This window comes from Vibrio sp. EJY3, from assembly GCF_000241385.1.
GTDB classification, from domain to species: Bacteria; Pseudomonadota; Gammaproteobacteria; order Enterobacterales; family Vibrionaceae; genus Vibrio; species Vibrio natriegens.
Window position 1 is genome coordinate 285,045 of record NC_016613.1, and the last position, 19,830, is coordinate 304,874.

Here is a 19,830-nt window from a genome sequence, read left to right on the forward strand (position 1 = left end):
ACACCCTGTTTCTCTAATCTTGATAGGTACATATAAAAAAGCAGCACCAAATGAGTGCTGCTTTTAATGGACAGAAACTTAACTGCTCTTAGCGAGAAAAGTTTACGCTCGTTGAGGAGGCGCCGCACTTCCGCGCACAATCAGGTTAGTCTCCAGGAGACGAGAACCAGAATGCACATCGTGGCCTTTTAAAAGCTCTAACATCATTAGCATCGCTTGTCGGCCAATCTCGTAGCGAGGCTGAGAGATAGTTGTTAACGGTGGATCACAGTACTGCGCGAAATTGATGTCATCAAAACCTACGACCGATAGATCTTGTGGTACACGGAAGCCGAGTTTTTTCGCTTCTTGAATGGCGCCGATTGCCATCGTGTCACAGTGGCAGAAAATTGCGGTTGGTGGTTCCGCTAGTTCCAGCAGCTTACGCACTGCTTTTGCACCGCCGTCAAAAGAGAACTCGGTGACAATACTGTATTGCGGGTCTTTATTGATCCCTGCACGACGCAGCGCTTGCTGGTAGCCTTGTTGACGGAATTGGCACAATACCGCGGTATCAGGACCTGAAATTTGCGCAATACGTTTGTGGCCAAGCTGAGTCAGATAATTGACCGCTTCAAAGGCAGATGTCAGGTTATCGATATGAACGGTTGGCAGTTCCAGCTCAGGCGCAAATTCACACGCCATGACCATTGGTGGCAGGTTTTTCTGCTCTGGCTTACTCACATCAAACGGTAAGTCAGTACCAAGTAGCAGCATCCCGTCTGCTTGCTTTGTAAATACCAGGTTTACGAATGAGCTTTCGCGTTTCTTCTGCTGGCCACTGTCTCCCAGTAAAACCAGGTAGCCGTGCTCCATCGCTGCATCTTCGATACCACGGATGATTTCGGAAAAGTAAGGGTCGCAGATGTCAGGAACGATCGTAACAATCGTCTTCGATTCGTTTCGTCGTAAATTACGCGCTAATGAATTTGGTGAGTAACCTGCTTCGAGTACCGCGTCTTCAACTCTTTTTCTGGTTGAAGAGGAGACTTTCTCCGGATTCATTAATGCTCGAGATACCGTCGCGGTAGATACTCCCGCAAGCTGGGCAACATCCTTCATTGTCGCCATAGTTTTTTAACCTCTCAAATTGTTCGCCAAGGTGACGTTATTCCCTTTAGTGAAATTACTGTCATTGAGTACAGATAAATTCGCACTTTACCATCACATTTCTGGTGTTTATTTGCCGAGTAAAGTACGTCTTTATTACCAGAACAACACTTCAAATTTGGGGAATCGCTATGGTGTTCATTTAAAGTCTTTTTCTGCAAAGCACTTAAGACTTTACTAATTGGGATAGTCTATTCATTTCTATAGCGAAAGTTACGGTCTGTTTAACAAAATCCACAATGACAACGTGATATGTATCACATTAAAAGGTAATTCATTACATAGCTAAACGTTTGCTAGCTGAGATCCTGTGGTTCTATGTCTAAATTCCAACGTACTTTCTTGGCATTAGGTAACAACTCAATAGCAGGTTTGGCACTGGTTAATAACTTTTGCATTAATGACCGGTGTTGGGTTTGCAGCAAGAGTTGCCAGCGATATTTGCCTGCCCGTTTAGCCAAAGGCGAGGGGGTCGGGCCAAGTACCATACAAGTGTCGTCAAACAGTGGGTGAGACTCCAGCGTAAAACGAACTTGGCGCAGGAAGTCTTCGACTACCTCACTTTGGTTTGCCTCTGCTTTAAATAGAGTCAGGTAACTGTAGGGAGGTAGTTGCGCTAACTTCCGCTCCTCTAATGCGGTCATGGCAAAGTGGCGGTAATCTTTTTGCAGCAATGCTTGTAACAAACTGTGCTCGGGGTGGTGAGTCTGCAAAATTACTTCTCCAGGCTTACTCGCACGACCAGCCCTGCCTGCAACCTGAATAAAAAGCTGCGCGAGGCGTTCAGAAGCCCGGAAATCACTACTGTATAAAGAGCCATCCACATCCAACAAGGCAACCAGCGTTACGTTGGGGAAGTGGTGTCCTTTAGCCAGCATCTGGGTACCAATTAAAATCTGGAACTCACCTTTACGAATTGATTCAAGGGCATCTTCTAAGCTGCCTTTACGGCGGGTGCTGTCTCTGTCGATACGAATGGCTTTGTATTCTGGGAAGAGTTGCGCCAATTGATGCTCTAACTGCTCAGTGCCGACACCGACCGTTACTAACTGAGTGGAACCACATCCCTGACACTGATGAATTACAGGCTGCTGTGAGCCGCAATGATGGCAGCGTATTTCGTTACTGTATTGATGGAAGGTGTAGTAGGCATCACAGCGTTTACACTCGGCTATCCAGCCACATTCATGGCACATTAGGGCTGGGGAGAAACCTCGGCGGTTAAGAAACAGCATCACCTGATTGCCCGCTTTTAGGTGTTTACGCATTTCAGCAATCAGTGGCGCAGACAATCCACTTTCTAAATACTGACCTTTTACGTCGAGTACTTTATTAGTGGTTGGCACCGCAGAGCCTGCTCGCTGGGTTAATGTCAGGTGATGATATTTACCCGTCAACGCATTGTGCAGCGTTTCAAGAGCCGGAGTCGCAGAGCCCAACACAATAGGCACTTGCTCTTTGTGCGCACGCATTACAGCAACATCACGAGCGTGGTAGCGCAAACTGTCTTGTTGTTTATATGAAGAGTCGTGTTCTTCGTCGACAATAATAATGCCGAGATCAGCAAATGGCGTCAGTAGGGCGGAGCGTGTCCCAATGATAATTCCCGCCGCTTTATCAGGAGCCGATAACCAAGCGTTTAAACGTTCGGTATCATTCAATCCTGAGTGGATAACATCAACCGGCACTTTAAAGCGGTGCTTAAAGCGGTTGATAGTTTGTGGTGTCAGGCCTATCTCTGGCACCAGAACTAACGCTTGTCGTCCTTTTTCCAACACTGGCTTGATCAGATTGAGGTAAACCTCGGTCTTACCAGAGCCTGTTACTCCCTCTAATAAATAGCAGGCAAAACCACTTTGGCTATTGACGCTGGCGATAGCTAACGCCTGCTCATGGTTAAGTTTGGGTTTGTCGACGTCGTTTTCGACTTGCTGAGGCCAGTTTGAAATCGTTGGCATTTTCTCAATTCGCTCAATCCAACCTTTCTCTTCGACCGATTTCAGCACTGTTGAGGCGATCTCTTGCTCTACAATCTCTTGGTGCGGCACGGCTCCATCTACCAGGATTTGCAGAACTTTTTGTTGCTTCACGGCCCGACGATCAAGTCCTTGCATCAGTTTGTCTTTACCCGCTTCGGTGATCTGCCATTCCTGCAAGGTGGCAAAATCGGCTGGTTTTCCTTTTCTCAGCGCTGCTGGCATTGCATTGTGAAGCGTATCGCCCAATGGATACTGATAAAAATGGCTACACCATGTGAGCAATGAATACAGCTTTTCTGACCAGATAGGTTGTGAGTCCAATACGGCTTTAATTGGTTTAAGCTGCTCTTTAGGAAAATCAGAGTGATTCACCATCGCAGTAACGATGCCTACTAAGGTCTGGCGTCCAAAAGGTACGGAAACGCGCCCACCAATGATCGGGAACAGGTGCCCCGGGATGGCATAATCAAACTGTTTGTCGAGTGGAACGGGTAATGCCACTCTGGCAATGGATGGACGCATAAAGTTCAGCTGTAATATAAAGAGGGAAAGGAGCTTAGAGTCTATTAAAGTTGGAATGAAAATTCGAGTAAAGCTCACTGATCTCCGTTCAAACAGGCGATGAGCAGTAGACTGGCTAAAAAAGTGGCGAAAAAATTGCCAAATGTGTTGATCCCATCAGTGCGATTCATTAGTATATCGCGCCTTGAGATATGGCTTCAGCATTATGCTGATGCGGTATCGCACTTTTGATATTAATTACGTGTGGTGTGCGGCTTAGACTCGTATAGCGACACGGCCTACTATTGAGGTTATCCCATGAAAGCTGGTATCCACCCAGAATACAAAGCAGTACAAGCTACTTGTTCTTGCGGCAACTCTTTCGAGTTCAACTCTACTCTAGGTAAAGAGTCTATCCACCTAGACGTATGTGACAAGTGCCACCCATTCTACACTGGTAAGCAACGTATCGTTGATACAGGCGGCCGTGTTGATCGCTTCAACAAGCGTTTCGGTGCACTATCAAGCGGTAAGAAATAATAGCGACTGCTATTACGATTACAGTTTAGAAAAGGACGCTTCGGCGTCCTTTTTGTTTATAGTAACACTGGCTGGTGGTAGTAAATCAGTGAGTTAAAAATTGTCTCGATTATTTTTCACTCAATGCTTGCAACCTAAAATGTGATCTGTATAATGCAGCGCACTGGTTAAGCCAGTTGTGAACCAATGAGCAGTGAGGAGCTAATAAATCCAAAGATTTATTAGGTAATGTAGACTCAGCTTATGTTCGCGGTTAATACAATTAGCTATCTTTTCTTCGGAAAAACTATCCCCAAAGGTGACTTTGGTATGTAGGGATAGTTAATCGAAAATTAACTGACAATGCGTCCTAATCTTGGATGCTACGGTTTCACATAAATCAATCGGCATTCTCTCGTCTTGACGAGTTTGAGTGGCGATATTGTTTGTGTAATTTATTTAATTTGGAGCTCTGTCTCATGCAGAACCAACGTATCCGTATCCGCCTAAAAGCTTTCGATTACAAACTAATCGACGCTTCTACAGCGGAAATCGTTGAAACAGCTAAGCGCACTGGCGCACAGGTTCGTGGTCCAATCCCACTACCAACTCGTAAAGAGCGTTTCACAGTTCTTATCTCTCCACACGTTAACAAGAAAGCACGTGACCAGTACGAAATCCGTACTCACAAGCGTCTAATCGACATCGTTGAGCCAACAGACAAAACTGTTGATGCTCTAATGCGTCTAGACCTTGCTGCGGGCGTTGACGTTCAAATTAGCCTAGGTTAAGGGAGATTAGAAGAATGATTGGTCTAATCGGTCGTAAAGTGGGCATGACCCGCGTATTTACTGAAGACGGCGTTTCTATCCCAGTAACTGTTGTTGAAGTTGAAGCTAACCGCGTTTCTCAAGTGAAAACTCTAGAAACTGACGGCTACGCTGCAATCCAGGTTACTGCTGGTGCAAAGAAAGCTAACCGCGTAAACAAAGCTGAAGCAGGTCACTTTGCTAAAGCTGGCGTTGAAGCTGGTCGCGGTCTTTGGGAATTCCGTTTAGAAAACGGCGAAGAGTTTGAAGTTGGTTCTGAACTAACTGTTGAACTATTCAACGAAACTAAGAAAGTAGACGTTACTGGTACATCTAAGGGTAAAGGCTTCCAAGGCGCTGTTAAGCGTTGGAACTTCCGTACTCAAGATATGACTCACGGTAACTCATTGTCTCACCGTGCTCCTGGTTCTATCGGTCAATGTCAGACTCCAGGTCGCGTATTTAAAGGCAAGAAAATGGCAGGTCACATGGGTGCAGAGCGTGTAACGACTCAAAACCTAGAGATCGTACGTGTTGACGCTGAGCGCAACCTGCTTCTTATTAAAGGTGCAGTCCCAGGCGCAACTGGCGGCAACGTGATCGTTAAACCAGCTGTTAAAGCATAACGTCTCAGGAGTAAGTAATGGAACTAATGGTTAAAGGTGCTGATGCACTAACTGTTTCCGAAACTACTTTCGGACGTGAGTTTAACGAAGCTCTTGTACACCAAGTAGTTGTTGCGTACGCAGCAGGTGCTCGTCAAGGTACTCGTGCTCAAAAAACACGTTCAGAAGTTTCTGGCGGTGGCGCTAAGCCATGGCGTCAAAAAGGTACTGGCCGTGCGCGTGCTGGTACAATCCGTAGCCCAATCTGGCGCTCGGGTGGTGTTACTTTTGCTGCGAAACCACAAGATCACAGCCAAAAAGTAAACAAGAAAATGTACCGCGGTGCTATGAAGAGCATTCTTTCTGAGCTTGTTCGTCAAGAGCGTCTAATCGTTGTTGATAACTTCTCAGTTGAAGCACCAAAGACTAAAGAGCTAGTTGCTAAGCTTAAAGAGCTTGAGCTAACTGACGCTCTAATCGTGACTAGCGAAGTAGATGAGAATCTATTCCTAGCGGCTCGTAACCTATACAAAGTTGACGCACGTGACGTAGCTGGTATTGATCCAGTTTCACTAATCGCGTTCGACAAAGTTGTAATGACTGCTGAAGCAGTTAAACAAGTTGAGGAGATGCTAGCATGATCACTGAAGAGCGTATCCTAAAAGTTCTACGTGCACCGCACATCTCTGAAAAAGCAACTATGGCAGCTGAGAAAGCGAACACTATCGTTTTCAAAGTAGCTAAAGATGCAACTAAAAAAGAGATCAAAGCAGCTGTAGAAAAGCTATTTGAAGTTGAAGTTAAGTCTGTAAATACTCTTATCACTAAGGGTAAGACCAAACGTCAAGGTCTACGCCAAGGTCGCCGCAGCGACGTTAAGAAAGCGTACGTTACTTTGAAAGAAGGTCAAGATCTTGACTTCGTTGGCGGCGCGGAATAACAGGAGTAGTTAAAAATGGCTATTGTTAAATGTAAGCCGACTTCCCCTGGTCGTCGTCACGTTGTTAAAGTTGTTAACGCTGACCTACACAAGGGCAAGCCATACGCACCTCTTCTAGAGAAAAACTCTAAGAATGGTGGTCGTAACAACAACGGTCGTATCACAGTACGTCATATCGGCGGTGGTCACAAGCATCACTACCGTGTAATTGACTTCAAACGTACTAAAGACGGTATCCCAGCGACAGTTGAGCGTCTTGAATACGATCCAAACCGTAGCGCAAACATTGCTCTAGTTCTTTACAAAGACGGTGAGCGTCGCTACATCCTAGCACCTAAAGGTGTTGTAGCTGGTGATGTTGTTCAGTCTGGTGTTGATGCACCTATCAAAGCTGGTAACACTCTACCAATGCGTAACATCCCAGTAGGTTCAACAGTACATAACGTTGAACTTAAGCCTGGTAAAGGTGGTCAGCTAGCTCGTTCAGCTGGTGCTTACGCTCAAATCGTTGCTCGCGACGGTACGTACGTAACTATCCGTCTACGTTCTGGCGAAATGCGCAAAGTTCTTTCTGAAGGCCGTGCAACAATCGGTGAAGTTGGTAACTCTGAGCACATGCTACGTGAACTTGGTAAAGCTGGTGCTACTCGCTGGCGCGGTGTTCGTCCAACCGTTCGCGGTGTGGTAATGAACCCGGTTGATCACCCACATGGTGGTGGTGAAGGTCGTACTTCTGGTGGCCGTCACCCAGTATCTCCTTGGGGTATGCCAACTAAAGGCTACAAGACTCGTAAGAACAAACGCACTGACAAGTACATCGTACGTCGTCGTAACAAGTAATCTATTTAAAGAGGAATCGCCATGCCACGTTCTCTCAAGAAAGGTCCTTTTATTGACCTACACTTGCTGAAGAAGGTAGAGAAAGCGGTGGAAAGCGGAGACAAAAAGCCTATTAAGACTTGGTCCCGTCGTTCAATGATCATCCCTACGATGATCGGTTTGACCATCGCTGTCCATAATGGTCGTCAGCACGTACCAGTATTTGTAACTGATGAAATGATCGGTCACAAACTGGGTGAATTCGCACCTACACGTACTTACCGCGGTCACGCTGCGGATAAGAAAGCTAAGAAGCGCTAAGGAGTAGATAATGGAAGCAATTGCTAAACATAACTTTGCTCGCATTTCGCCTCAGAAAGCTCGCTTAGTTGCGGATCAAATCCGTGGTAAATCTGTTGACCAAGCTCTAGAAATCCTAACTTTCAGCAACAAAAAAGCTGCTGAACTAGTTAAGAAAGTTCTTGAGTCTGCTATCGCTAACGCGGAGCACAACGAAGGTGCAGATATTGACGATCTGAATGTCGCAAAAATCTTTGTAGATGAAGGCCCAACCATGAAGCGTATTATGCCTCGTGCTAAAGGTCGTGCGGATCGTATCTTGAAGCGTTCAAGCCACATCACTGTTGTTGTAGCAGATCGCTAGAGACTAGGAGAGTAAGCAATGGGTCAAAAAGTACATCCTAATGGTATTCGTCTAGGCATCGTTAAGCCTTGGAATGCTACATGGTTTGCTAACACCAAAGATTTCGCTGACAACCTAGACGGCGACTTCAAGGTACGTCAGTTCCTTACAGGTGAACTGAAAAAAGCGTCTCTATCACGTATCGTTATCGAGCGTCCTGCTAAGAGCATCCGTGTGACTATTCACACTGCTCGTCCAGGCGTTGTTATCGGTAAGAAAGGTGAAGACGTAGAGAAGCTACGCGCAGCTGTAGCTAAAATTGCAGGTGTACCAGCGCAAATTAACATCGCTGAAGTACGTAAGCCTGAACTAGATGCGCAACTTGTTGGTGACAGCATCGCGTCTCAGCTAGAGCGTCGTGTTATGTTCCGTCGTGCTATGAAGCGCGCGGTACAAAACGCAATGCGTCTAGGCGCTAAAGGTATCAAAGTGGAAGTAAGTGGTCGTCTAGGCGGCGCTGAAATCGCACGTTCTGAGTGGTACCGTGAAGGCCGTGTGCCTCTACACACTCTACGTGCTGACATTGATTACGCAACTTCTTCGGCTCACACTCAATACGGTGTGATCGGCATTAAAACTTGGATCTTCAAAGGTGAGATCCTAGGTGGTATGCCAGCAGCTAACGCTGTAGAGCCTAAAGGCGACAAGCCTAAGAAGCAGCGTAAAGGCCGTAAGTAAGGAGTCGACAGATGCTACAACCTAAACGTACTAAGTTCCGTAAGGTTCAGACTGGTCGTAACCGTGGTCTAGCTAAAGGTACTGATGTAAGCTTCGGCGAATTCGGTCTTAAAGCTGTTGGCCGTGGTCGTCTAACTGCTCGTCAAATCGAAGCGGCACGTCGTGCAATGACACGTCACGTTAAGCGTCAAGGTAAAATCTGGATCCGTGTGTTCCCAGACAAACCAATCACAGAAAAACCACTTGAAGTTCGTCAAGGTAAGGGTAAAGGTAACGTTGAGTACTGGGTAGCCCAAATCCAACCTGGTAAGGTTATGTACGAAATGGGTGGTGTACCTGAAGAATTGGCACGTGAAGCGTTCCGTCTTGCGGCACGTAAACTGCCTTTCAAAACTACATTTGTAACTAAGCAGGTGATGTGATGAAAGCACAAGATCTACGCGAGAAAAGCGTTGAAGAGCTTAACGCTGAGCTAATGAATTTGCTACGTGAACAGTTCAACTTGCGCATGCAAGCTGCAACTGGTCAACTACAGCAAACTCATACTCTGAAAGCTGTACGCCGTGATATCGCACGTGTGAAAACTGTTTTGACTGAGAAGGCAGGCGCATAATGAGCGAAGTAAAACGTACTCAACAAGGTCGTGTTGTTAGCGATAAGATGGACAAGTCTATCACTGTTGCTATCGAGCGTTTCGTAAAACACCCTATCTACGGTAAATACGTTAAACGTACGACTAAAGTACACGCACATGACGAGAACAACGAGTGTGGCCTAGGCGACACAGTTGAAATCGCAGAGTGTCGTCCACTGTCTAAGACTAAGTCTTGGACTTTGGTAAAAGTTCTAGAAAAGGCGAAGATTTAATCTCGTTAATTCTATGAAACTAAAGCGGCTCCAAAATATTTTTGGAGCCGTTTATTTTTTGACTACCCAATCACAAAAAAGGGTGGTACAATTCGCGTCCCTTTTAAAGAGGCAGCCCGACCCGTGATGGGTCTAGTTATTAATATTTAGCGGAGCACTAACATGATCCAAATGCAAAGTATGCTGGACGCAGCTGATAACTCAGGCGCACGCAGCGTAATGTGTATTAAGGTTCTGGGTGGCTCTCACCGCCGTTATGCACATATCGGTGACGTCATCAAAGTTACTGTGAAGGAAGCAATTCCTCGCGGTAAAGTAAAAAAAGGTGATGTTCTGAAGGCGGTGGTAGTGCGCACCCGTAAAGGCGTACGTCGTCCTGACGGTTCTGTCATTCGCTTCGACCGAAATGCTTGCGTATTGTTGAACGACAATACAGAGCAACCAATCGGTACACGTATCTTTGGTCCTGTGACACGCGAACTTCGTGGCGATAAGTTCATGAAGATCGTTTCACTGGCTCCAGAAGTTCTGTAAGGAGCACGTAGAAATGGCAGCTAAAATCCGTCGTAACGACGAAGTAATCGTTCTTGCTGGTAAAGACAAAGGCAAGAAAGGTAAAGTAACTAAGGTTCTAGCAACCGGTAAAGTTATCGTTGAAGGTATCAACCTTGTTAAGAAGCACCAAAAGCCGGTTCCGGCTCTAGGTCAACAAGGTGGCATCGTTGAACAAGAAGCAGCAATTGATGCTTCTAACGTTGCAATCTTTAACGCAGCTACTGGTAAAGCTGACCGTATCGGTTTCCGTTTTGAAGATGGTAAGAAAGTTCGTTTCTTTAAGTCTAACGGCGAAACCGTTTCTAACTAATTAGAAGTAATTTGGAGTTCTACTATGGCGAAACTGCATGATTACTACAAGTCGTCTGTAGTCGCTGAACTGACCAAACAGTTTAGCTACACAAGCGTCATGCAAGTCCCTAGAATCGAGAAAATCACCCTAAACATGGGTGTTGGTGAAGCAATCAACGATAAGAAACTGCTAGAAAATGCAGCGTCTGATATGGCAACGATCTCTGGTCAAAAGCCACTTATCACAAAAGCGCGCAAATCTGTTGCAGGTTTCAAAATCCGTGAAGGCTACCCTATCGGTTGTAAAGTAACCTTGCGTGGCGAACGTATGTGGGATTTTCTTGAGCGTTTAATTAACATCGCTCTTCCACGTGTACGTGACTTCCGTGGCGTTAGCGCTAAGTCTTTTGACGGACGCGGTAACTACAGCATGGGCGTTCGCGAGCAAATCATCTTCCCGGAAATCGACTTTGATAAAGTTGATCGAGTACGCGGTCTAGACATCACTATTACGACGTCTGCTGGTACTGATGAGGAAGGCCGTGCTCTGCTGGCTGCCTTTAACTTCCCATTCCGTAAGTAAGGTGAAGGGTTACTGTTATGGCTAAAAATTCAATGAAAGCACGTGAAGCAAAACGTGCAAAGCTAGTAGCTAAGTTCGCTGAAAAGCGTTCAGCGCTAAAAGCTATCATTAGCGATGTAAACGCATCTGAAGAAGATCGTTGGAATGCAGTTCTTAAATTGCAATCTCTTCCACGTGATTCAAGTGCATCACGTCAGCGCAACCGTTGCAACCAAACTGGTCGTCCACACGGTTACCTACGTAAGTTCGGTCTAAGCCGTATTAAGGTTCGTGAAGCTTGCATGAAAGGCGAGATTCCGGGTCTTCGTAAGGCTAGCTGGTAATTGCCACTTAATCATTTGGAGTAAATCATATGAGCATGCAAGATCCGATTTCGGATATGCTGACCCGCGTTCGTAACGGTCAGGCAGCAAACAAAGTTGCTGTAAAAATGCCTTCTTCAAAGCTTAAAGTTGCAATTGCTGCACTACTAAAAGCTGAAGGTTACATCGTTGACTTCGCTGTTGAAGGCGAAGCAAAACCTGAGCTAGAAGTTACACTTAAGTACTTCCAAGCTAAACCAGTAATCGAGCAACTTAAACGTGTTTCTCGTCCAGGTCTACGTGTTTACAAGAAGAAAGATCAACTTCCTTCTGTAATGGGTGGTCTTGGTATTGCTATCGTTTCTACTTCCAAGGGTCTTATGTCAGACCGCGCTGCACGTAAAGCAGGTCTTGGTGGTGAAATCATCTGCTACGTAGCTTAATAAGGAGTAGACTATGTCTCGTGTTGCAAAAGCACCTGTCGCTATTCCAGCTGGCGTAGAGGTGAAACTAAACGGCCAAGAAATCACTGTAAAAGGTGCTAAAGGCGAACTAACTCGCGTTCTTAACGATGCAGTTGTTATCGCTCAGGAAGAAAACAACCTAACTTTCGGTCCTAAAGAAGGTGTTGTTAACGCTTGGGCACAAGCAGGTACTGCTCGTGCACTAGTAAACAACATGGTTGTTGGTGTTACTGAAGGCTTTACTAAGAAGCTAACTCTTAAAGGTGTTGGTTACCGTGCTGCTATCAAAGGCAACGCTGTAGGTCTAACACTAGGCTTCTCACACCCAGTTGAGCACGAGTTGCCAGCGGGTATTAAAGCTGAATGTCCAAGCCAAACTGAAATTGTGATCACTGGTGCTGACAAGCAACTAGTTGGTCAAGTTGCGGCTGACATTCGTTCTTACCGTCAACCTGAGCCTTACAAAGGTAAAGGTGTTCGTTACGCAGATGAAAATGTGCGTACTAAAGAAGCTAAGAAGAAGTAAGGTAACACTATGGATAAGAAAGCATCTCGCATCCGTCGTGCTACACGTGCACGTCGTAAGATTGCAGAACTGGGTGCGACTCGCCTAGTTGTACACCGTACTCCTCGTCACGTGTACGCACAGGTTATCGCGGCTAATGGCTCTGAGGTTATCGCAGCAGCTTCTACTGTAGAAAAAGCGATCCGTGAGCAAGTGAAATACACTGGTAACGTTGATGCAGCTAAAGCAGTAGGTAAAGCTGTTGCAGAGCGCGCTCTTGAAAAAGGCGTAACTGCAGTTGCATTTGATCGTTCTGGTTTCCAATACCACGGTCGAGTAGCGGCGCTAGCAGAATCTGCTCGCGAAGCTGGTCTGAAATTCTAAGGTAGGGTTGGAAGATGGCTAAAGAACAACAAGTTCAAGCGAATGATTTGCAAGAAAAATTAATCGCAGTTAACCGTGTTTCTAAAACGGTTAAAGGTGGTCGAATCATGAGCTTCACTGCACTAACAGTAGTTGGTGACGGTAATGGTCGTGTAGGTTTCGGTTACGGCAAAGCTCGTGAAGTACCTGCAGCGATTCAAAAAGCAATGGAAAAAGCGCGTCGTAACATGACTACGATCGCTCTAAACGAAGGCACTCTTCACCACCCAGTGAAAGGTCGCCACTCGGGCTCTAAAGTTTACATGCAGCCTGCTGCAGAAGGTACTGGTGTTATCGCAGGTGGTGCGATGCGTGCAGTACTAGAAGTTGCTGGTGTACACAACGTACTATCTAAAGCATACGGTTCTACGAACCCTATCAACATCGTTCGTGCTACGATCGATGCACTAGGTAGCATGAAGTCACCAGAAATGGTTGCTGCTAAACGTGGTCTAACTGTTGAATCTATTTCGGAGTAAGAACACCATGGCAACTATTAAAGTAACTCAAACTAAAAGCTCAATTGGTCGTCTACCTAAGCACAAAGCTACTTTGCGCGGTCTAGGTCTTCGTAAAATCAACCACACAGTAGAACTTGAAGATACTCCGTGCGTACGCGGTATGATCAACAAGGTTTACTACATGGTTAAAGTTGAGGAGTAATCAGAATGCGTTTGAATACTCTAGCACCGGCTGCTGGCGCGAAAACTTCTGCGAAGCGAGTAGGTCGTGGTATCGGTTCAGGCCTAGGTAAAACTGGTGGCCGTGGTCACAAAGGTCAAAAATCACGTTCTGGCGGCAGCGTTCGTCCAGGTTTCGAAGGCGGTCAGATGCCTCTGAAACAACGTCTACCAAAATTCGGTTTCACTTCTCGTAAGAGCCTAGTGTCTGCTGAAGTTCGTCTAGCTGAGCTAGCGAAAGTTTCTGGTGACGTAGTTGATCTTAACAGTCTTAAAGCTGCTAACATCATCACTAAGAACATCGAATTCGTAAAAGTTGTTCTTTCTGGTGAAATCAACAAAGCAGTGACTGTAAAAGGTCTACGTGTGACTAAAGGCGCTAAAGCTGCAATCGAAGCTGCAGGCGGTAAAATCGAGGAATAATCTCGAGGAACGAGGTACAGATGGCTAAGAAACCAGGACAAGATTTTCGTAGTGCTCAGAGCGGCTTAAGTGAGCTGAAGTCGCGCTTATTATTCGTAATTGGTGCACTTTTAGTATTCCGAGCAGGCTCTTTTGTGCCGATCCCTGGTATTGACGCTGCTGTACTTGCCGAATTGTTCGACCAGCAAAAAGGTACCATCGTAGAAATGTTTAACATGTTCTCCGGTGGTGCTCTTGAGCGTGCATCTATATTAGCATTGGGCATCATGCCGTATATTTCGGCATCTATTGTTGTCCAATTGCTAACTGTAGTTCATCCAGCGTTAGCTGAACTCAAAAAAGAGGGTGAAGCAGGCCGTCGTAAGATAAGCCAATACACACGCTACGGCACGCTTGTACTTGCAACCTTCCAGGCTATAGGTATTGCAACGGGCTTACCAAACATGGTCGATAATCTGGTTGTTATCAACCAAACCATGTTTACGCTTATTGCTACCGTAAGTTTAGTAACCGGCACCATGTTCCTAATGTGGTTAGGTGAACAAATTACAGAGCGTGGAATTGGTAACGGTATTTCGTTACTAATTTTTGCAGGTATTGTTGCTGGATTGCCTTCTGCAATCGGTCAAACAATCGAGCAAGCGCGTCAAGGTGAATTGCATGTACTTCTTCTGTTGCTAATCGCGGTATTGTCTTTTGCAGTCATTTACTTCGTTGTTTTCATGGAGCGTGGTCAACGTCGAATCGTTGTTAACTACGCGAAGCGTCAACAAGGTCGTAAAGTATTTGCTGCACAAAGCTCGCATCTGCCACTTAAAATCAATATGGCAGGTGTTATTCCAGCGATTTTCGCATCAAGTATTATCCTGTTCCCAGGAACACTGGCTCAGTGGTTTGGTCAGAACGGTGAGAGCAGCGCGTTCGGTTGGTTAACTGACGTGTCTTTGGCTCTTAGCCCAGGTCAACCGCTGTATGTAATGCTTTATGCAGCAGCAATTATCTTCTTCTGTTTCTTCTACACAGCGTTGGTTTTCAACCCTCGCGAAACAGCAGATAACTTGAAGAAGTCAGGTGCATTCGTACCCGGCATCCGCCCAGGTGAGCAGACAGCGAAATACATTGATAAAGTGATGACACGTCTTACCCTTGCAGGTGCACTGTACATTACCTTTATCTGTCTGATTCCCGAGTTCATGATGGTCGCGTGGAACGTACGTTTCTACTTCGGCGGTACATCACTACTAATCGTAGTGGTTGTAATTATGGACTTTATGGCACAGGTACAGACTCATATGATGTCTCAACAGTATGATTCTGTGTTGAAGAAAGCGAATCTGAAAGGCTACGGCCGTTAATCCGGCGGTAGACTCAGTTTCATTTACGGAGTTTAGCAATGAAAGTTCGTGCTTCCGTTAAAAAAATCTGCCGTAACTGTAAAGTAATCAAGCGTAACGGTGTCGTTCGCGTGATTTGCAGTGAGCCAAAGCACAAACAGCGCCAAGGCTAATTAGCAGAAATTTTTACTTGAAAACGAAGGTTAGGTCGAGTATATTCCTCGGCCTACCTTTTGCGTGCAAAAGAAGTAGTACTCCGCAGCGTATCCATAACGGGCTTTGCTGCGGCTAATTCTTTTATAGAAACACTTAGGAGTGAATAATGGCCCGTATAGCAGGCATTAACATTCCTGATCAGAAGCATGCTGTAATCGCACTAACTGCGATCTACGGCATCGGTAAAACTCGCTCTCAAGCTATCCTAGCTGAAGTGGGTATTGCTGAAAATGTTAAGATCAGTGAACTAACTGAAGAGCAGATCGATCAACTGCGTGATGGTGTAGCTAAGTACACTGTAGAAGGTGATCTACGTCGTGAAGTATCTATGAACATCAAGCGTCTTATGGACCTTGGCTGTTACCGTGGTCTTCGTCATCGTCGCAGTCTACCACTACGTGGACAGCGTACTAAAACCAACGCTCGCACCCGTAAGGGTCCGCGTAAGCCGATCAAGAAATAATCGGGAAGGTAGAGTACAATGGCTAAACAACCAACTCGCGCTCGTAAGCGCGTACGCAAGCAAGTTGCAGATGGCGTTGCGCACATCCATGCTTCTTTCAATAACACAATCGTAACCATTACTGACCGTCAAGGTAACGCTCTTGCATGGGCTACTGCAGGTGGTTCTGGTTTCCGTGGTTCTCGTAAGTCTACTCCGTTCGCTGCACAGGTTGCTGCTGAGCGTTGTGCTGAAATGGCTAAAGAATACGGCCTAAAGAACTTGGAAGTTATGGTTAAGGGTCCAGGTCCAGGTCGCGAATCAACTGTTCGTGCACTGAACGCTGCTGGTTTCCGCATCACAAACATCGTTGATGCTACACCAATCCCTCATAACGGTTGTCGTCCACCTAAGAAACGTCGCGTATAACGTTTCTAGGACAATTGGAGAAGAATCATGGCAAGATATTTGGGTCCTAAGCTGAAGCTTAGCCGTCGTGAAGGCACTGACTTATTCCTTAAGTCTGGTGTTCGCGCGATCGATACCAAGTGTAAAATTGATAACGCACCAGGTGTACACGGCGCTCGTCGCGGTCGTCTATCTGAGTATGGCGTTCAGCTTCGTGAGAAGCAAAAAGTTCGTCGTATGTACGGCGTTCTAGAAAAACAATTCCGTAACTACTACAAAGAAGCTGCTCGCCTAAAAGGCAACACTGGTGAAAACCTACTTCAGCTTCTTGAAGGTCGTCTTGATAACGTAGTTTACCGCATGGGCTTTGGTGCAACTCGCGCAGAAGCACGTCAGCTAGTTAGCCACAAAGCTATCCTAGTAAACGGTAAAGTTGTAAACGTTCCTTCTTTCAAAGTAGCGGCTAATGACGTTGTTTCTATCCGCGAGAAAGCTAAACAGCAATCTCGTATTAAAGCTGCTCTAGAAGTTGCTGAACAACGTGAAAAACCAACTTGGATTGAAGTAGATGGTGGCAAGATGGAAGGTACATTCAAGCGTATGCCTGAGCGTTCTGATCTATCAGCTGACATCAACGAACAATTGATCGTCGAGCTTTACTCTAAGTAAGGTTTAAACTAAAGAGAGGACACAATGCAGGGTTCTGTAACAGAATTTCTTAAGCCACGTCTAGTTGACATCGAACAAATCAGCTCGACTCACGCAAAAGTAACTCTTGAGCCATTAGAGCGTGGCTTTGGTCATACTCTGGGTAATGCACTTCGCCGCATTCTTCTATCTTCTATGCCTGGTTGTGCAGTGACAGAAGTAGAGATTGAGGGCGTACTTCACGAATACAGCACTAAAGAAGGCGTACAAGAAGATATTCTTGAAATCCTTCTAAACCTTAAAGGTTTGGCAGTGCGTGTGGCTGAAGGCAAAGATGAAGTGTTCATTACTTTGAACAAATCAGGCTCGGGCCCTGTGGTTGCAGGTGACATCACCCATGATGGTGATGTAGAGATCGCTAACCCTGAACACGTTATTTGTCACCTAACTGATGACAATGCTGAAATCGCTATGCGTATTAAAGTAGAACGTGGTCGTGGTTACATTCCAGCTTCTGCGCGTATCCATACTGAAGAAGACGAGCGTCCAATCGGTCGCCTACTAGTAGATGCTACTTACAGCCCAGTAGACAAAATTGCCTACGCTGTAGAAGCAGCTCGTGTAGAACAGCGTACTGATCTAGACAAGCTTGTTATCGATATGGAAACAAACGGTACTCTAGAACCTGAGGAAGCAATCCGTCGTGCAGCTACTATCCTAGCTGAACAATTGGATGCGTTCGTAGATCTTCGTGATGTACGTGTTCCTGAGGAGAAGGAAGAGAAGCCAGAATTCGATCCGATCCTACTGCGTCCTGTAGACGATCTTGAACTAACAGTTCGCTCTGCTAACTGTCTGAAAGCAGAAGCGATTCACTACATCGGTGATCTAGTACAACGTACTGAGGTAGAGCTACTTAAAACGCCTAACCTTGGTAAAAAATCTCTTACTGAGATTAAAGACGTACTTGCGTCACGTGGTCTGTCTCTGGGCATGCGCCTAGAAAACTGGCCACCTGCATCAATCGCTGAAGATTAATCGATACTAGTTAGAAGGATTAGGTCATGCGCCATCGTAAGAGTGGTCGTCAACTCAACCGCAACAGCTCACATCGCAAAGCGATGTTCAGCAACATGGCTAGCTCTCTAGTACGTCATGAAGTTATCAAGACTACTTTGCCAAAAGCAAAAGAGCTACGTCGCGTAGTTGAGCCTTTGATTACACTAGCTAAGACTGACAGTGTTGCTAACCGTCGTCTAGCATTTGCACGTACTCGTGACAACGAAGTAGTTGCAAAACTATTTAACGAACTAGGTCCACGTTTTGCTGCTCGTCAGGGCGGTTACACTCGTATCCTAAAAGCTGGCTTCCGTGCTGGTGACAAAGCTCCAATGGCTTACATTGAGCTTGTAGATCGCCCAGCTGCTGAAGAAGCTGCTGAGTAATCAGTTCGTAAGAACGAAAAAGCCGAGCGTTAGCTCGGCTTTTTTGTATCTGTAACTTTTCAAATAAGTAAAAATCTAAGCGCGTTATAACTTTTGTGACGTTAAGAAATTCACTCTAGTCTGAATGTAGAATAACAACGCTTAGCTCTTATTACTTCGTAACTCTTACTTATTCACCAGACCATAAACCAGTTAAAGAGTCGAGCAAGCCTGTGCTTGCGCCCTGTTCGCTTAGGTATTGCAGAATAACTGGCGCAAACTGGCTAATCATCGAAGCATCAAGTCCAAGCGTATCAAATGCACTTTGTACCGCGCTTAGGCTTTCGACATTACCTAACAAGCTTTGTGCTCCACTCAGGCTAGACAGTCCAGGAATAAGGGACTCTAACTCACTGCTATTTTCACCAGACAGTTGGCTTTGTGCTAGCGCTAGTAATGCACTGCTGCCACCTGCAGCTTGTTCAGTGGATACTGGTAATTGACTTGTCAGCAATTCAGTTAATGGTGAAGACTCTGTACTTAAACTTTTACCGACCATGTCCATCAGTCCGCTCTCGTTACTTTTTTCTACTACTGAATCCAGGAAAGCATGTGCACTGCCGATATTCATCGATAGCAGTGCTAGAGTTAGGAGTGTTTTACGCATAGTACCTCCAACGGTTGAGCGTGTTTTTAATTATTAGGTCGTTAGAGTGACAGTTTATGTTTAAGAGAACAACGACTTTTAACTTAAACAAAAAAAGCGGCGCAAGAGCGCCGCTTTAGAAACCGTAATTGAAAAGAATTTCAATTATAGGATGTCTAGTAGTTCTACTTCGAATACTAGTGCTGCGAATGGAGGGATTGCAGCACCTGCGCCACGCTCACCGTACGCAAGATCTTGTGGTACGTATAGTTTCCACTTAGAACCAACTGGCATTAGTTGTAGTGCTTCAACCCAACCTTTAATTACGCCCGTTACTGGGAACTCAGCTGGTTGACCGCGAGAAACAGAGCTGTCAAATACAGTACCGTCTGTTAGCTCACCGTGGTAGTGAACACGTACAGATTTGTCTGCTGTTGGGATTTCGCCAGTACCTTCAGAGATAACTTCGTACTGTAGGCCAGATTCTAGAACTTTAACTTCTGGGCGTAGAGCGTTGTCTTTTAGGAACGCTTCGCCGTCAGCTGCTGCAGCTTTAGCTGCTTCTTGACGAACTGCTTCAGCGCGAGTGTGTAGCTCTTGTAGCGCTTTGTTGATTTCGTCGATTTCAATTGCTGGCATGTCACCAACTAGTGCAGTAGCAATACCTGCTGCGATTGCATCAACGCTAAGACCTTCTAGACCAGAACCTGCTAGTTGCTGACCCATTTGCAGACCAATGCCGTAGCTTGCTTTTTGTTCTGCAGTTTCAAATTTAATTTCAGACATAAATGTCGCTCTTATTAGGAGTGTTAAAGGTCACAGGATATCAGTTTCGAGCTAAGGTTTAAATGATTGGCTCAGATTGTCTCGTCTGACCATTGAGGGTGTGACTTATCTCTTACTCCAAGTGAATTTTC

Annotated in this window: 33 protein-coding genes; 29 read left to right on the forward strand and 4 right to left on the reverse strand. The window is 45.7% G+C overall.

The window, feature by feature from the left end; all coding sequences use genetic code 11:
• Positions 1–102 precede the first annotated feature (102 nt).
• Positions 103–1,110 (reverse strand): DNA-binding transcriptional regulator CytR, encoded by a 1,008-nt coding sequence (gene cytR, locus VEJY3_RS01300; protein WP_014230660.1) that lies wholly within the window; start codon positions 1,108–1,110, stop codon positions 103–105.
• 335 nt (positions 1,111–1,445) lie between these two features.
• Positions 1,446–3,650 carry a primosomal protein N' gene (gene priA / locus VEJY3_RS01305; protein WP_014230661.1) on the reverse strand — a complete coding sequence of 735 codons (2,205 nt, stop codon included), beginning with the start codon at positions 3,648–3,650 and terminating at the stop codon, positions 1,446–1,448.
• Positions 3,651–3,947: 297 nt separating this feature from the next.
• Between priA and rpmE the strand changes: the two genes are divergently transcribed.
• From rpmE to rplQ, 29 genes are all read left to right on the forward strand, one after another.
• Entirely contained in the window at positions 3,948–4,169 is a 222-nt protein-coding gene (rpmE, locus tag VEJY3_RS01310) for a 50S ribosomal protein L31 (RefSeq protein WP_014230662.1), read from the forward strand.
• 458 nt (positions 4,170–4,627) lie between these two features.
• Positions 4,628–4,939: a 30S ribosomal protein S10 gene (gene rpsJ, locus VEJY3_RS01315; protein ID WP_004410492.1), complete on the forward strand. Its 312-nt coding sequence runs from the start codon at positions 4,628–4,630 to the stop codon at positions 4,937–4,939.
• 14 nt (positions 4,940–4,953) lie between these two features.
• Positions 4,954–5,583 (forward strand): 50S ribosomal protein L3, encoded by a 630-nt coding sequence (rplC, locus tag VEJY3_RS01320; RefSeq protein ID WP_014230663.1) that lies wholly within the window; start codon positions 4,954–4,956, stop codon positions 5,581–5,583.
• Positions 5,584–5,600: 17 nt separating this feature from the next.
• Positions 5,601–6,203 (forward strand): 50S ribosomal protein L4, encoded by a 603-nt coding sequence (rplD, locus tag VEJY3_RS01325; RefSeq protein ID WP_014230664.1) that lies wholly within the window; start codon positions 5,601–5,603, stop codon positions 6,201–6,203.
• Positions 6,200–6,502, forward strand: coding sequence for a 50S ribosomal protein L23 (gene rplW, locus VEJY3_RS01330; protein ID WP_004398471.1), 303 nt, complete (start codon positions 6,200–6,202; stop codon positions 6,500–6,502). The genes rplD and rplW overlap by 4 nt, the downstream gene beginning before the upstream one ends.
• Positions 6,503–6,517: 15 nt before the next feature.
• Positions 6,518–7,342, forward strand: a complete 825-nt coding sequence (gene rplB / locus VEJY3_RS01335; RefSeq protein WP_014230665.1) for a 50S ribosomal protein L2 — start codon at positions 6,518–6,520, stop codon at positions 7,340–7,342.
• Between the two features lie 21 nt (positions 7,343–7,363).
• Positions 7,364–7,642, forward strand: a complete 279-nt coding sequence (gene rpsS, locus VEJY3_RS01340; RefSeq protein ID WP_004394525.1) for a 30S ribosomal protein S19 — start codon at positions 7,364–7,366, stop codon at positions 7,640–7,642.
• A gap of 10 nt (positions 7,643–7,652) precedes the next feature.
• Positions 7,653–7,985, forward strand: a complete 333-nt coding sequence (gene rplV, locus VEJY3_RS01345) for a 50S ribosomal protein L22 (RefSeq protein ID WP_014230666.1) — start codon at positions 7,653–7,655, stop codon at positions 7,983–7,985.
• Positions 7,986–8,003: 18 nt separating this feature from the next.
• Positions 8,004–8,702 (forward strand): 30S ribosomal protein S3, encoded by a 699-nt coding sequence (gene rpsC, locus VEJY3_RS01350; protein WP_014230667.1) that lies wholly within the window; start codon positions 8,004–8,006, stop codon positions 8,700–8,702.
• Positions 8,703–8,713: 11 nt separating this feature from the next.
• The gene (rplP, locus tag VEJY3_RS01355; protein WP_005379577.1) at positions 8,714–9,124 is read left to right on the forward strand and encodes a 50S ribosomal protein L16; all 411 of its coding nucleotides are present in this window, start codon (positions 8,714–8,716) and stop codon (positions 9,122–9,124) included.
• The gene (gene rpmC / locus VEJY3_RS01360; RefSeq protein WP_005379576.1) at positions 9,124–9,315 is read left to right on the forward strand and encodes a 50S ribosomal protein L29; all 192 of its coding nucleotides are present in this window, start codon (positions 9,124–9,126) and stop codon (positions 9,313–9,315) included. The genes rplP and rpmC overlap by 1 nt, the downstream gene beginning before the upstream one ends.
• Entirely contained in the window at positions 9,315–9,569 is a 255-nt protein-coding gene (rpsQ, locus tag VEJY3_RS01365) for a 30S ribosomal protein S17 (protein ID WP_005379575.1), read from the forward strand. The genes rpmC and rpsQ overlap by 1 nt, the downstream gene beginning before the upstream one ends.
• A gap of 162 nt (positions 9,570–9,731) precedes the next feature.
• The gene (rplN, locus tag VEJY3_RS01370; protein WP_004410450.1) at positions 9,732–10,103 is read left to right on the forward strand and encodes a 50S ribosomal protein L14; all 372 of its coding nucleotides are present in this window, start codon (positions 9,732–9,734) and stop codon (positions 10,101–10,103) included.
• Positions 10,104–10,116: 13 nt separating this feature from the next.
• A complete protein-coding gene (gene rplX, locus VEJY3_RS01375; protein WP_014230668.1) occupies positions 10,117–10,434 on the forward strand; it encodes a 50S ribosomal protein L24 in 318 nt (105 codons plus the stop codon).
• A 24-nt stretch (positions 10,435–10,458) separates the two neighbouring features.
• The gene (rplE, locus tag VEJY3_RS01380) at positions 10,459–10,998 is read left to right on the forward strand and encodes a 50S ribosomal protein L5 (protein ID WP_005455660.1); all 540 of its coding nucleotides are present in this window, start codon (positions 10,459–10,461) and stop codon (positions 10,996–10,998) included.
• A gap of 17 nt (positions 10,999–11,015) precedes the next feature.
• Complete coding sequence (gene rpsN / locus VEJY3_RS01385; protein ID WP_004745888.1) at positions 11,016–11,321, forward strand: 30S ribosomal protein S14; 306 nt, start codon at positions 11,016–11,018, stop codon at positions 11,319–11,321.
• 29 nt (positions 11,322–11,350) lie between these two features.
• Positions 11,351–11,743, forward strand: a complete 393-nt coding sequence (gene rpsH / locus VEJY3_RS01390) for a 30S ribosomal protein S8 (protein ID WP_005450567.1) — start codon at positions 11,351–11,353, stop codon at positions 11,741–11,743.
• 13 nt (positions 11,744–11,756) lie between these two features.
• Complete coding sequence (rplF, locus tag VEJY3_RS01395; protein WP_014230669.1) at positions 11,757–12,290, forward strand: 50S ribosomal protein L6; 534 nt, start codon at positions 11,757–11,759, stop codon at positions 12,288–12,290.
• A 9-nt stretch (positions 12,291–12,299) separates the two neighbouring features.
• Positions 12,300–12,653, forward strand: a complete 354-nt coding sequence (rplR, locus tag VEJY3_RS01400; protein ID WP_005435088.1) for a 50S ribosomal protein L18 — start codon at positions 12,300–12,302, stop codon at positions 12,651–12,653.
• Between the two features lie 14 nt (positions 12,654–12,667).
• Positions 12,668–13,171 carry a 30S ribosomal protein S5 gene (gene rpsE, locus VEJY3_RS01405; RefSeq protein ID WP_004745894.1) on the forward strand — a complete coding sequence of 168 codons (504 nt, stop codon included), beginning with the start codon at positions 12,668–12,670 and terminating at the stop codon, positions 13,169–13,171.
• A gap of 7 nt (positions 13,172–13,178) precedes the next feature.
• Positions 13,179–13,355: a 50S ribosomal protein L30 gene (gene rpmD / locus VEJY3_RS01410; RefSeq protein WP_000201159.1), complete on the forward strand. Its 177-nt coding sequence runs from the start codon at positions 13,179–13,181 to the stop codon at positions 13,353–13,355.
• A 5-nt stretch (positions 13,356–13,360) separates the two neighbouring features.
• Positions 13,361–13,795: a 50S ribosomal protein L15 gene (rplO, locus tag VEJY3_RS01415; protein WP_005383155.1), complete on the forward strand. Its 435-nt coding sequence runs from the start codon at positions 13,361–13,363 to the stop codon at positions 13,793–13,795.
• A 20-nt stretch (positions 13,796–13,815) separates the two neighbouring features.
• Positions 13,816–15,150, forward strand: a complete 1,335-nt coding sequence (gene secY / locus VEJY3_RS01420) for a preprotein translocase subunit SecY (RefSeq protein ID WP_014230670.1) — start codon at positions 13,816–13,818, stop codon at positions 15,148–15,150.
• 38 nt (positions 15,151–15,188) lie between these two features.
• A complete protein-coding gene (rpmJ, locus tag VEJY3_RS01425; RefSeq protein WP_000868186.1) occupies positions 15,189–15,302 on the forward strand; it encodes a 50S ribosomal protein L36 in 114 nt (37 codons plus the stop codon).
• Positions 15,303–15,451: 149 nt separating this feature from the next.
• Positions 15,452–15,808 (forward strand): 30S ribosomal protein S13, encoded by a 357-nt coding sequence (gene rpsM, locus VEJY3_RS01430; RefSeq protein ID WP_005383154.1) that lies wholly within the window; start codon positions 15,452–15,454, stop codon positions 15,806–15,808.
• Positions 15,809–15,826: 18 nt separating this feature from the next.
• Complete coding sequence (rpsK, locus tag VEJY3_RS01435) at positions 15,827–16,216, forward strand: 30S ribosomal protein S11 (RefSeq protein WP_001118870.1); 390 nt, start codon at positions 15,827–15,829, stop codon at positions 16,214–16,216.
• A 27-nt stretch (positions 16,217–16,243) separates the two neighbouring features.
• Positions 16,244–16,864 carry a 30S ribosomal protein S4 gene (rpsD, locus tag VEJY3_RS01440; protein WP_014230671.1) on the forward strand — a complete coding sequence of 207 codons (621 nt, stop codon included), beginning with the start codon at positions 16,244–16,246 and terminating at the stop codon, positions 16,862–16,864.
• A 24-nt stretch (positions 16,865–16,888) separates the two neighbouring features.
• On the forward strand, positions 16,889–17,881 hold the full coding sequence (locus tag VEJY3_RS01445) for a DNA-directed RNA polymerase subunit alpha (RefSeq protein WP_014230672.1): 993 nt from the start codon (positions 16,889–16,891) through the stop codon (positions 17,879–17,881).
• 26 nt (positions 17,882–17,907) lie between these two features.
• On the forward strand, positions 17,908–18,288 hold the full coding sequence (gene rplQ / locus VEJY3_RS01450; RefSeq protein WP_005383141.1) for a 50S ribosomal protein L17: 381 nt from the start codon (positions 17,908–17,910) through the stop codon (positions 18,286–18,288).
• Positions 18,289–18,457: 169 nt separating this feature from the next.
• On the opposite strand, the gene VEJY3_RS01455 is transcribed toward rplQ, so the two are convergent.
• Positions 18,458–18,934 (reverse strand): DUF2780 domain-containing protein, encoded by a 477-nt coding sequence (locus VEJY3_RS01455; protein WP_014230673.1) that lies wholly within the window; start codon positions 18,932–18,934, stop codon positions 18,458–18,460.
• A 144-nt stretch (positions 18,935–19,078) separates the two neighbouring features.
• Positions 19,079–19,699, reverse strand: a complete 621-nt coding sequence (locus VEJY3_RS01460) for an FKBP-type peptidyl-prolyl cis-trans isomerase (RefSeq protein WP_014230674.1) — start codon at positions 19,697–19,699, stop codon at positions 19,079–19,081.
• Between the last annotated feature and the right edge of the window lie 131 nt (positions 19,700–19,830).

Excerpts from the sequence above, each read along its gene's own strand:
- cytR (WP_014230660.1), bottom strand. The coding sequence starts at position 1,110 with ATGGCGACAATGAAGGATGTTGCCCAGCTTGCGGGAGTATCTACCGCG.
- priA (WP_014230661.1), bottom strand. The coding sequence starts at position 3,650 with ATGCGTCCATCCATTGCCAGAGTGGCATTACCCGTTCCACTCGACAAA.
- rpmE (WP_014230662.1), top strand. The coding sequence starts at position 3,948 with ATGAAAGCTGGTATCCACCCAGAATACAAAGCAGTACAAGCTACTTGT.
- rpsJ (WP_004410492.1), top strand. The coding sequence starts at position 4,628 with ATGCAGAACCAACGTATCCGTATCCGCCTAAAAGCTTTCGATTACAAA.
- rplC (WP_014230663.1), top strand. The coding sequence starts at position 4,954 with ATGATTGGTCTAATCGGTCGTAAAGTGGGCATGACCCGCGTATTTACT.
- rplD (WP_014230664.1), top strand. The coding sequence starts at position 5,601 with ATGGAACTAATGGTTAAAGGTGCTGATGCACTAACTGTTTCCGAAACT.
- rplW (WP_004398471.1), top strand. The coding sequence starts at position 6,200 with ATGATCACTGAAGAGCGTATCCTAAAAGTTCTACGTGCACCGCACATC.
- rplB (WP_014230665.1), top strand. The coding sequence starts at position 6,518 with ATGGCTATTGTTAAATGTAAGCCGACTTCCCCTGGTCGTCGTCACGTT.
- rpsS (WP_004394525.1), top strand. The coding sequence starts at position 7,364 with ATGCCACGTTCTCTCAAGAAAGGTCCTTTTATTGACCTACACTTGCTG.
- rplV (WP_014230666.1), top strand. The coding sequence starts at position 7,653 with ATGGAAGCAATTGCTAAACATAACTTTGCTCGCATTTCGCCTCAGAAA.
- rpsC (WP_014230667.1), top strand. The coding sequence starts at position 8,004 with ATGGGTCAAAAAGTACATCCTAATGGTATTCGTCTAGGCATCGTTAAG.
- rplP (WP_005379577.1), top strand. The coding sequence starts at position 8,714 with ATGCTACAACCTAAACGTACTAAGTTCCGTAAGGTTCAGACTGGTCGT.
- rpmC (WP_005379576.1), top strand. The coding sequence starts at position 9,124 with ATGAAAGCACAAGATCTACGCGAGAAAAGCGTTGAAGAGCTTAACGCT.
- rpsQ (WP_005379575.1), top strand. The coding sequence starts at position 9,315 with ATGAGCGAAGTAAAACGTACTCAACAAGGTCGTGTTGTTAGCGATAAG.
- rplN (WP_004410450.1), top strand. The coding sequence starts at position 9,732 with ATGATCCAAATGCAAAGTATGCTGGACGCAGCTGATAACTCAGGCGCA.
- rplX (WP_014230668.1), top strand. The coding sequence starts at position 10,117 with ATGGCAGCTAAAATCCGTCGTAACGACGAAGTAATCGTTCTTGCTGGT.
- rplE (WP_005455660.1), top strand. The coding sequence starts at position 10,459 with ATGGCGAAACTGCATGATTACTACAAGTCGTCTGTAGTCGCTGAACTG.
- rpsN (WP_004745888.1), top strand. The coding sequence starts at position 11,016 with ATGGCTAAAAATTCAATGAAAGCACGTGAAGCAAAACGTGCAAAGCTA.
- rpsH (WP_005450567.1), top strand. The coding sequence starts at position 11,351 with ATGAGCATGCAAGATCCGATTTCGGATATGCTGACCCGCGTTCGTAAC.
- rplF (WP_014230669.1), top strand. The coding sequence starts at position 11,757 with ATGTCTCGTGTTGCAAAAGCACCTGTCGCTATTCCAGCTGGCGTAGAG.
- rplR (WP_005435088.1), top strand. The coding sequence starts at position 12,300 with ATGGATAAGAAAGCATCTCGCATCCGTCGTGCTACACGTGCACGTCGT.
- rpsE (WP_004745894.1), top strand. The coding sequence starts at position 12,668 with ATGGCTAAAGAACAACAAGTTCAAGCGAATGATTTGCAAGAAAAATTA.
- rpmD (WP_000201159.1), top strand. The coding sequence starts at position 13,179 with ATGGCAACTATTAAAGTAACTCAAACTAAAAGCTCAATTGGTCGTCTA.
- rplO (WP_005383155.1), top strand. The coding sequence starts at position 13,361 with ATGCGTTTGAATACTCTAGCACCGGCTGCTGGCGCGAAAACTTCTGCG.
- secY (WP_014230670.1), top strand. The coding sequence starts at position 13,816 with ATGGCTAAGAAACCAGGACAAGATTTTCGTAGTGCTCAGAGCGGCTTA.
- rpmJ (WP_000868186.1), top strand. The coding sequence starts at position 15,189 with ATGAAAGTTCGTGCTTCCGTTAAAAAAATCTGCCGTAACTGTAAAGTA.
- rpsM (WP_005383154.1), top strand. The coding sequence starts at position 15,452 with ATGGCCCGTATAGCAGGCATTAACATTCCTGATCAGAAGCATGCTGTA.
- rpsK (WP_001118870.1), top strand. The coding sequence starts at position 15,827 with ATGGCTAAACAACCAACTCGCGCTCGTAAGCGCGTACGCAAGCAAGTT.
- rpsD (WP_014230671.1), top strand. The coding sequence starts at position 16,244 with ATGGCAAGATATTTGGGTCCTAAGCTGAAGCTTAGCCGTCGTGAAGGC.
- VEJY3_RS01445 (WP_014230672.1), top strand. The coding sequence starts at position 16,889 with ATGCAGGGTTCTGTAACAGAATTTCTTAAGCCACGTCTAGTTGACATC.
- rplQ (WP_005383141.1), top strand. The coding sequence starts at position 17,908 with ATGCGCCATCGTAAGAGTGGTCGTCAACTCAACCGCAACAGCTCACAT.
- VEJY3_RS01455 (WP_014230673.1), bottom strand. The coding sequence starts at position 18,934 with ATGCGTAAAACACTCCTAACTCTAGCACTGCTATCGATGAATATCGGC.
- VEJY3_RS01460 (WP_014230674.1), bottom strand. The coding sequence starts at position 19,699 with ATGTCTGAAATTAAATTTGAAACTGCAGAACAAAAAGCAAGCTACGGC.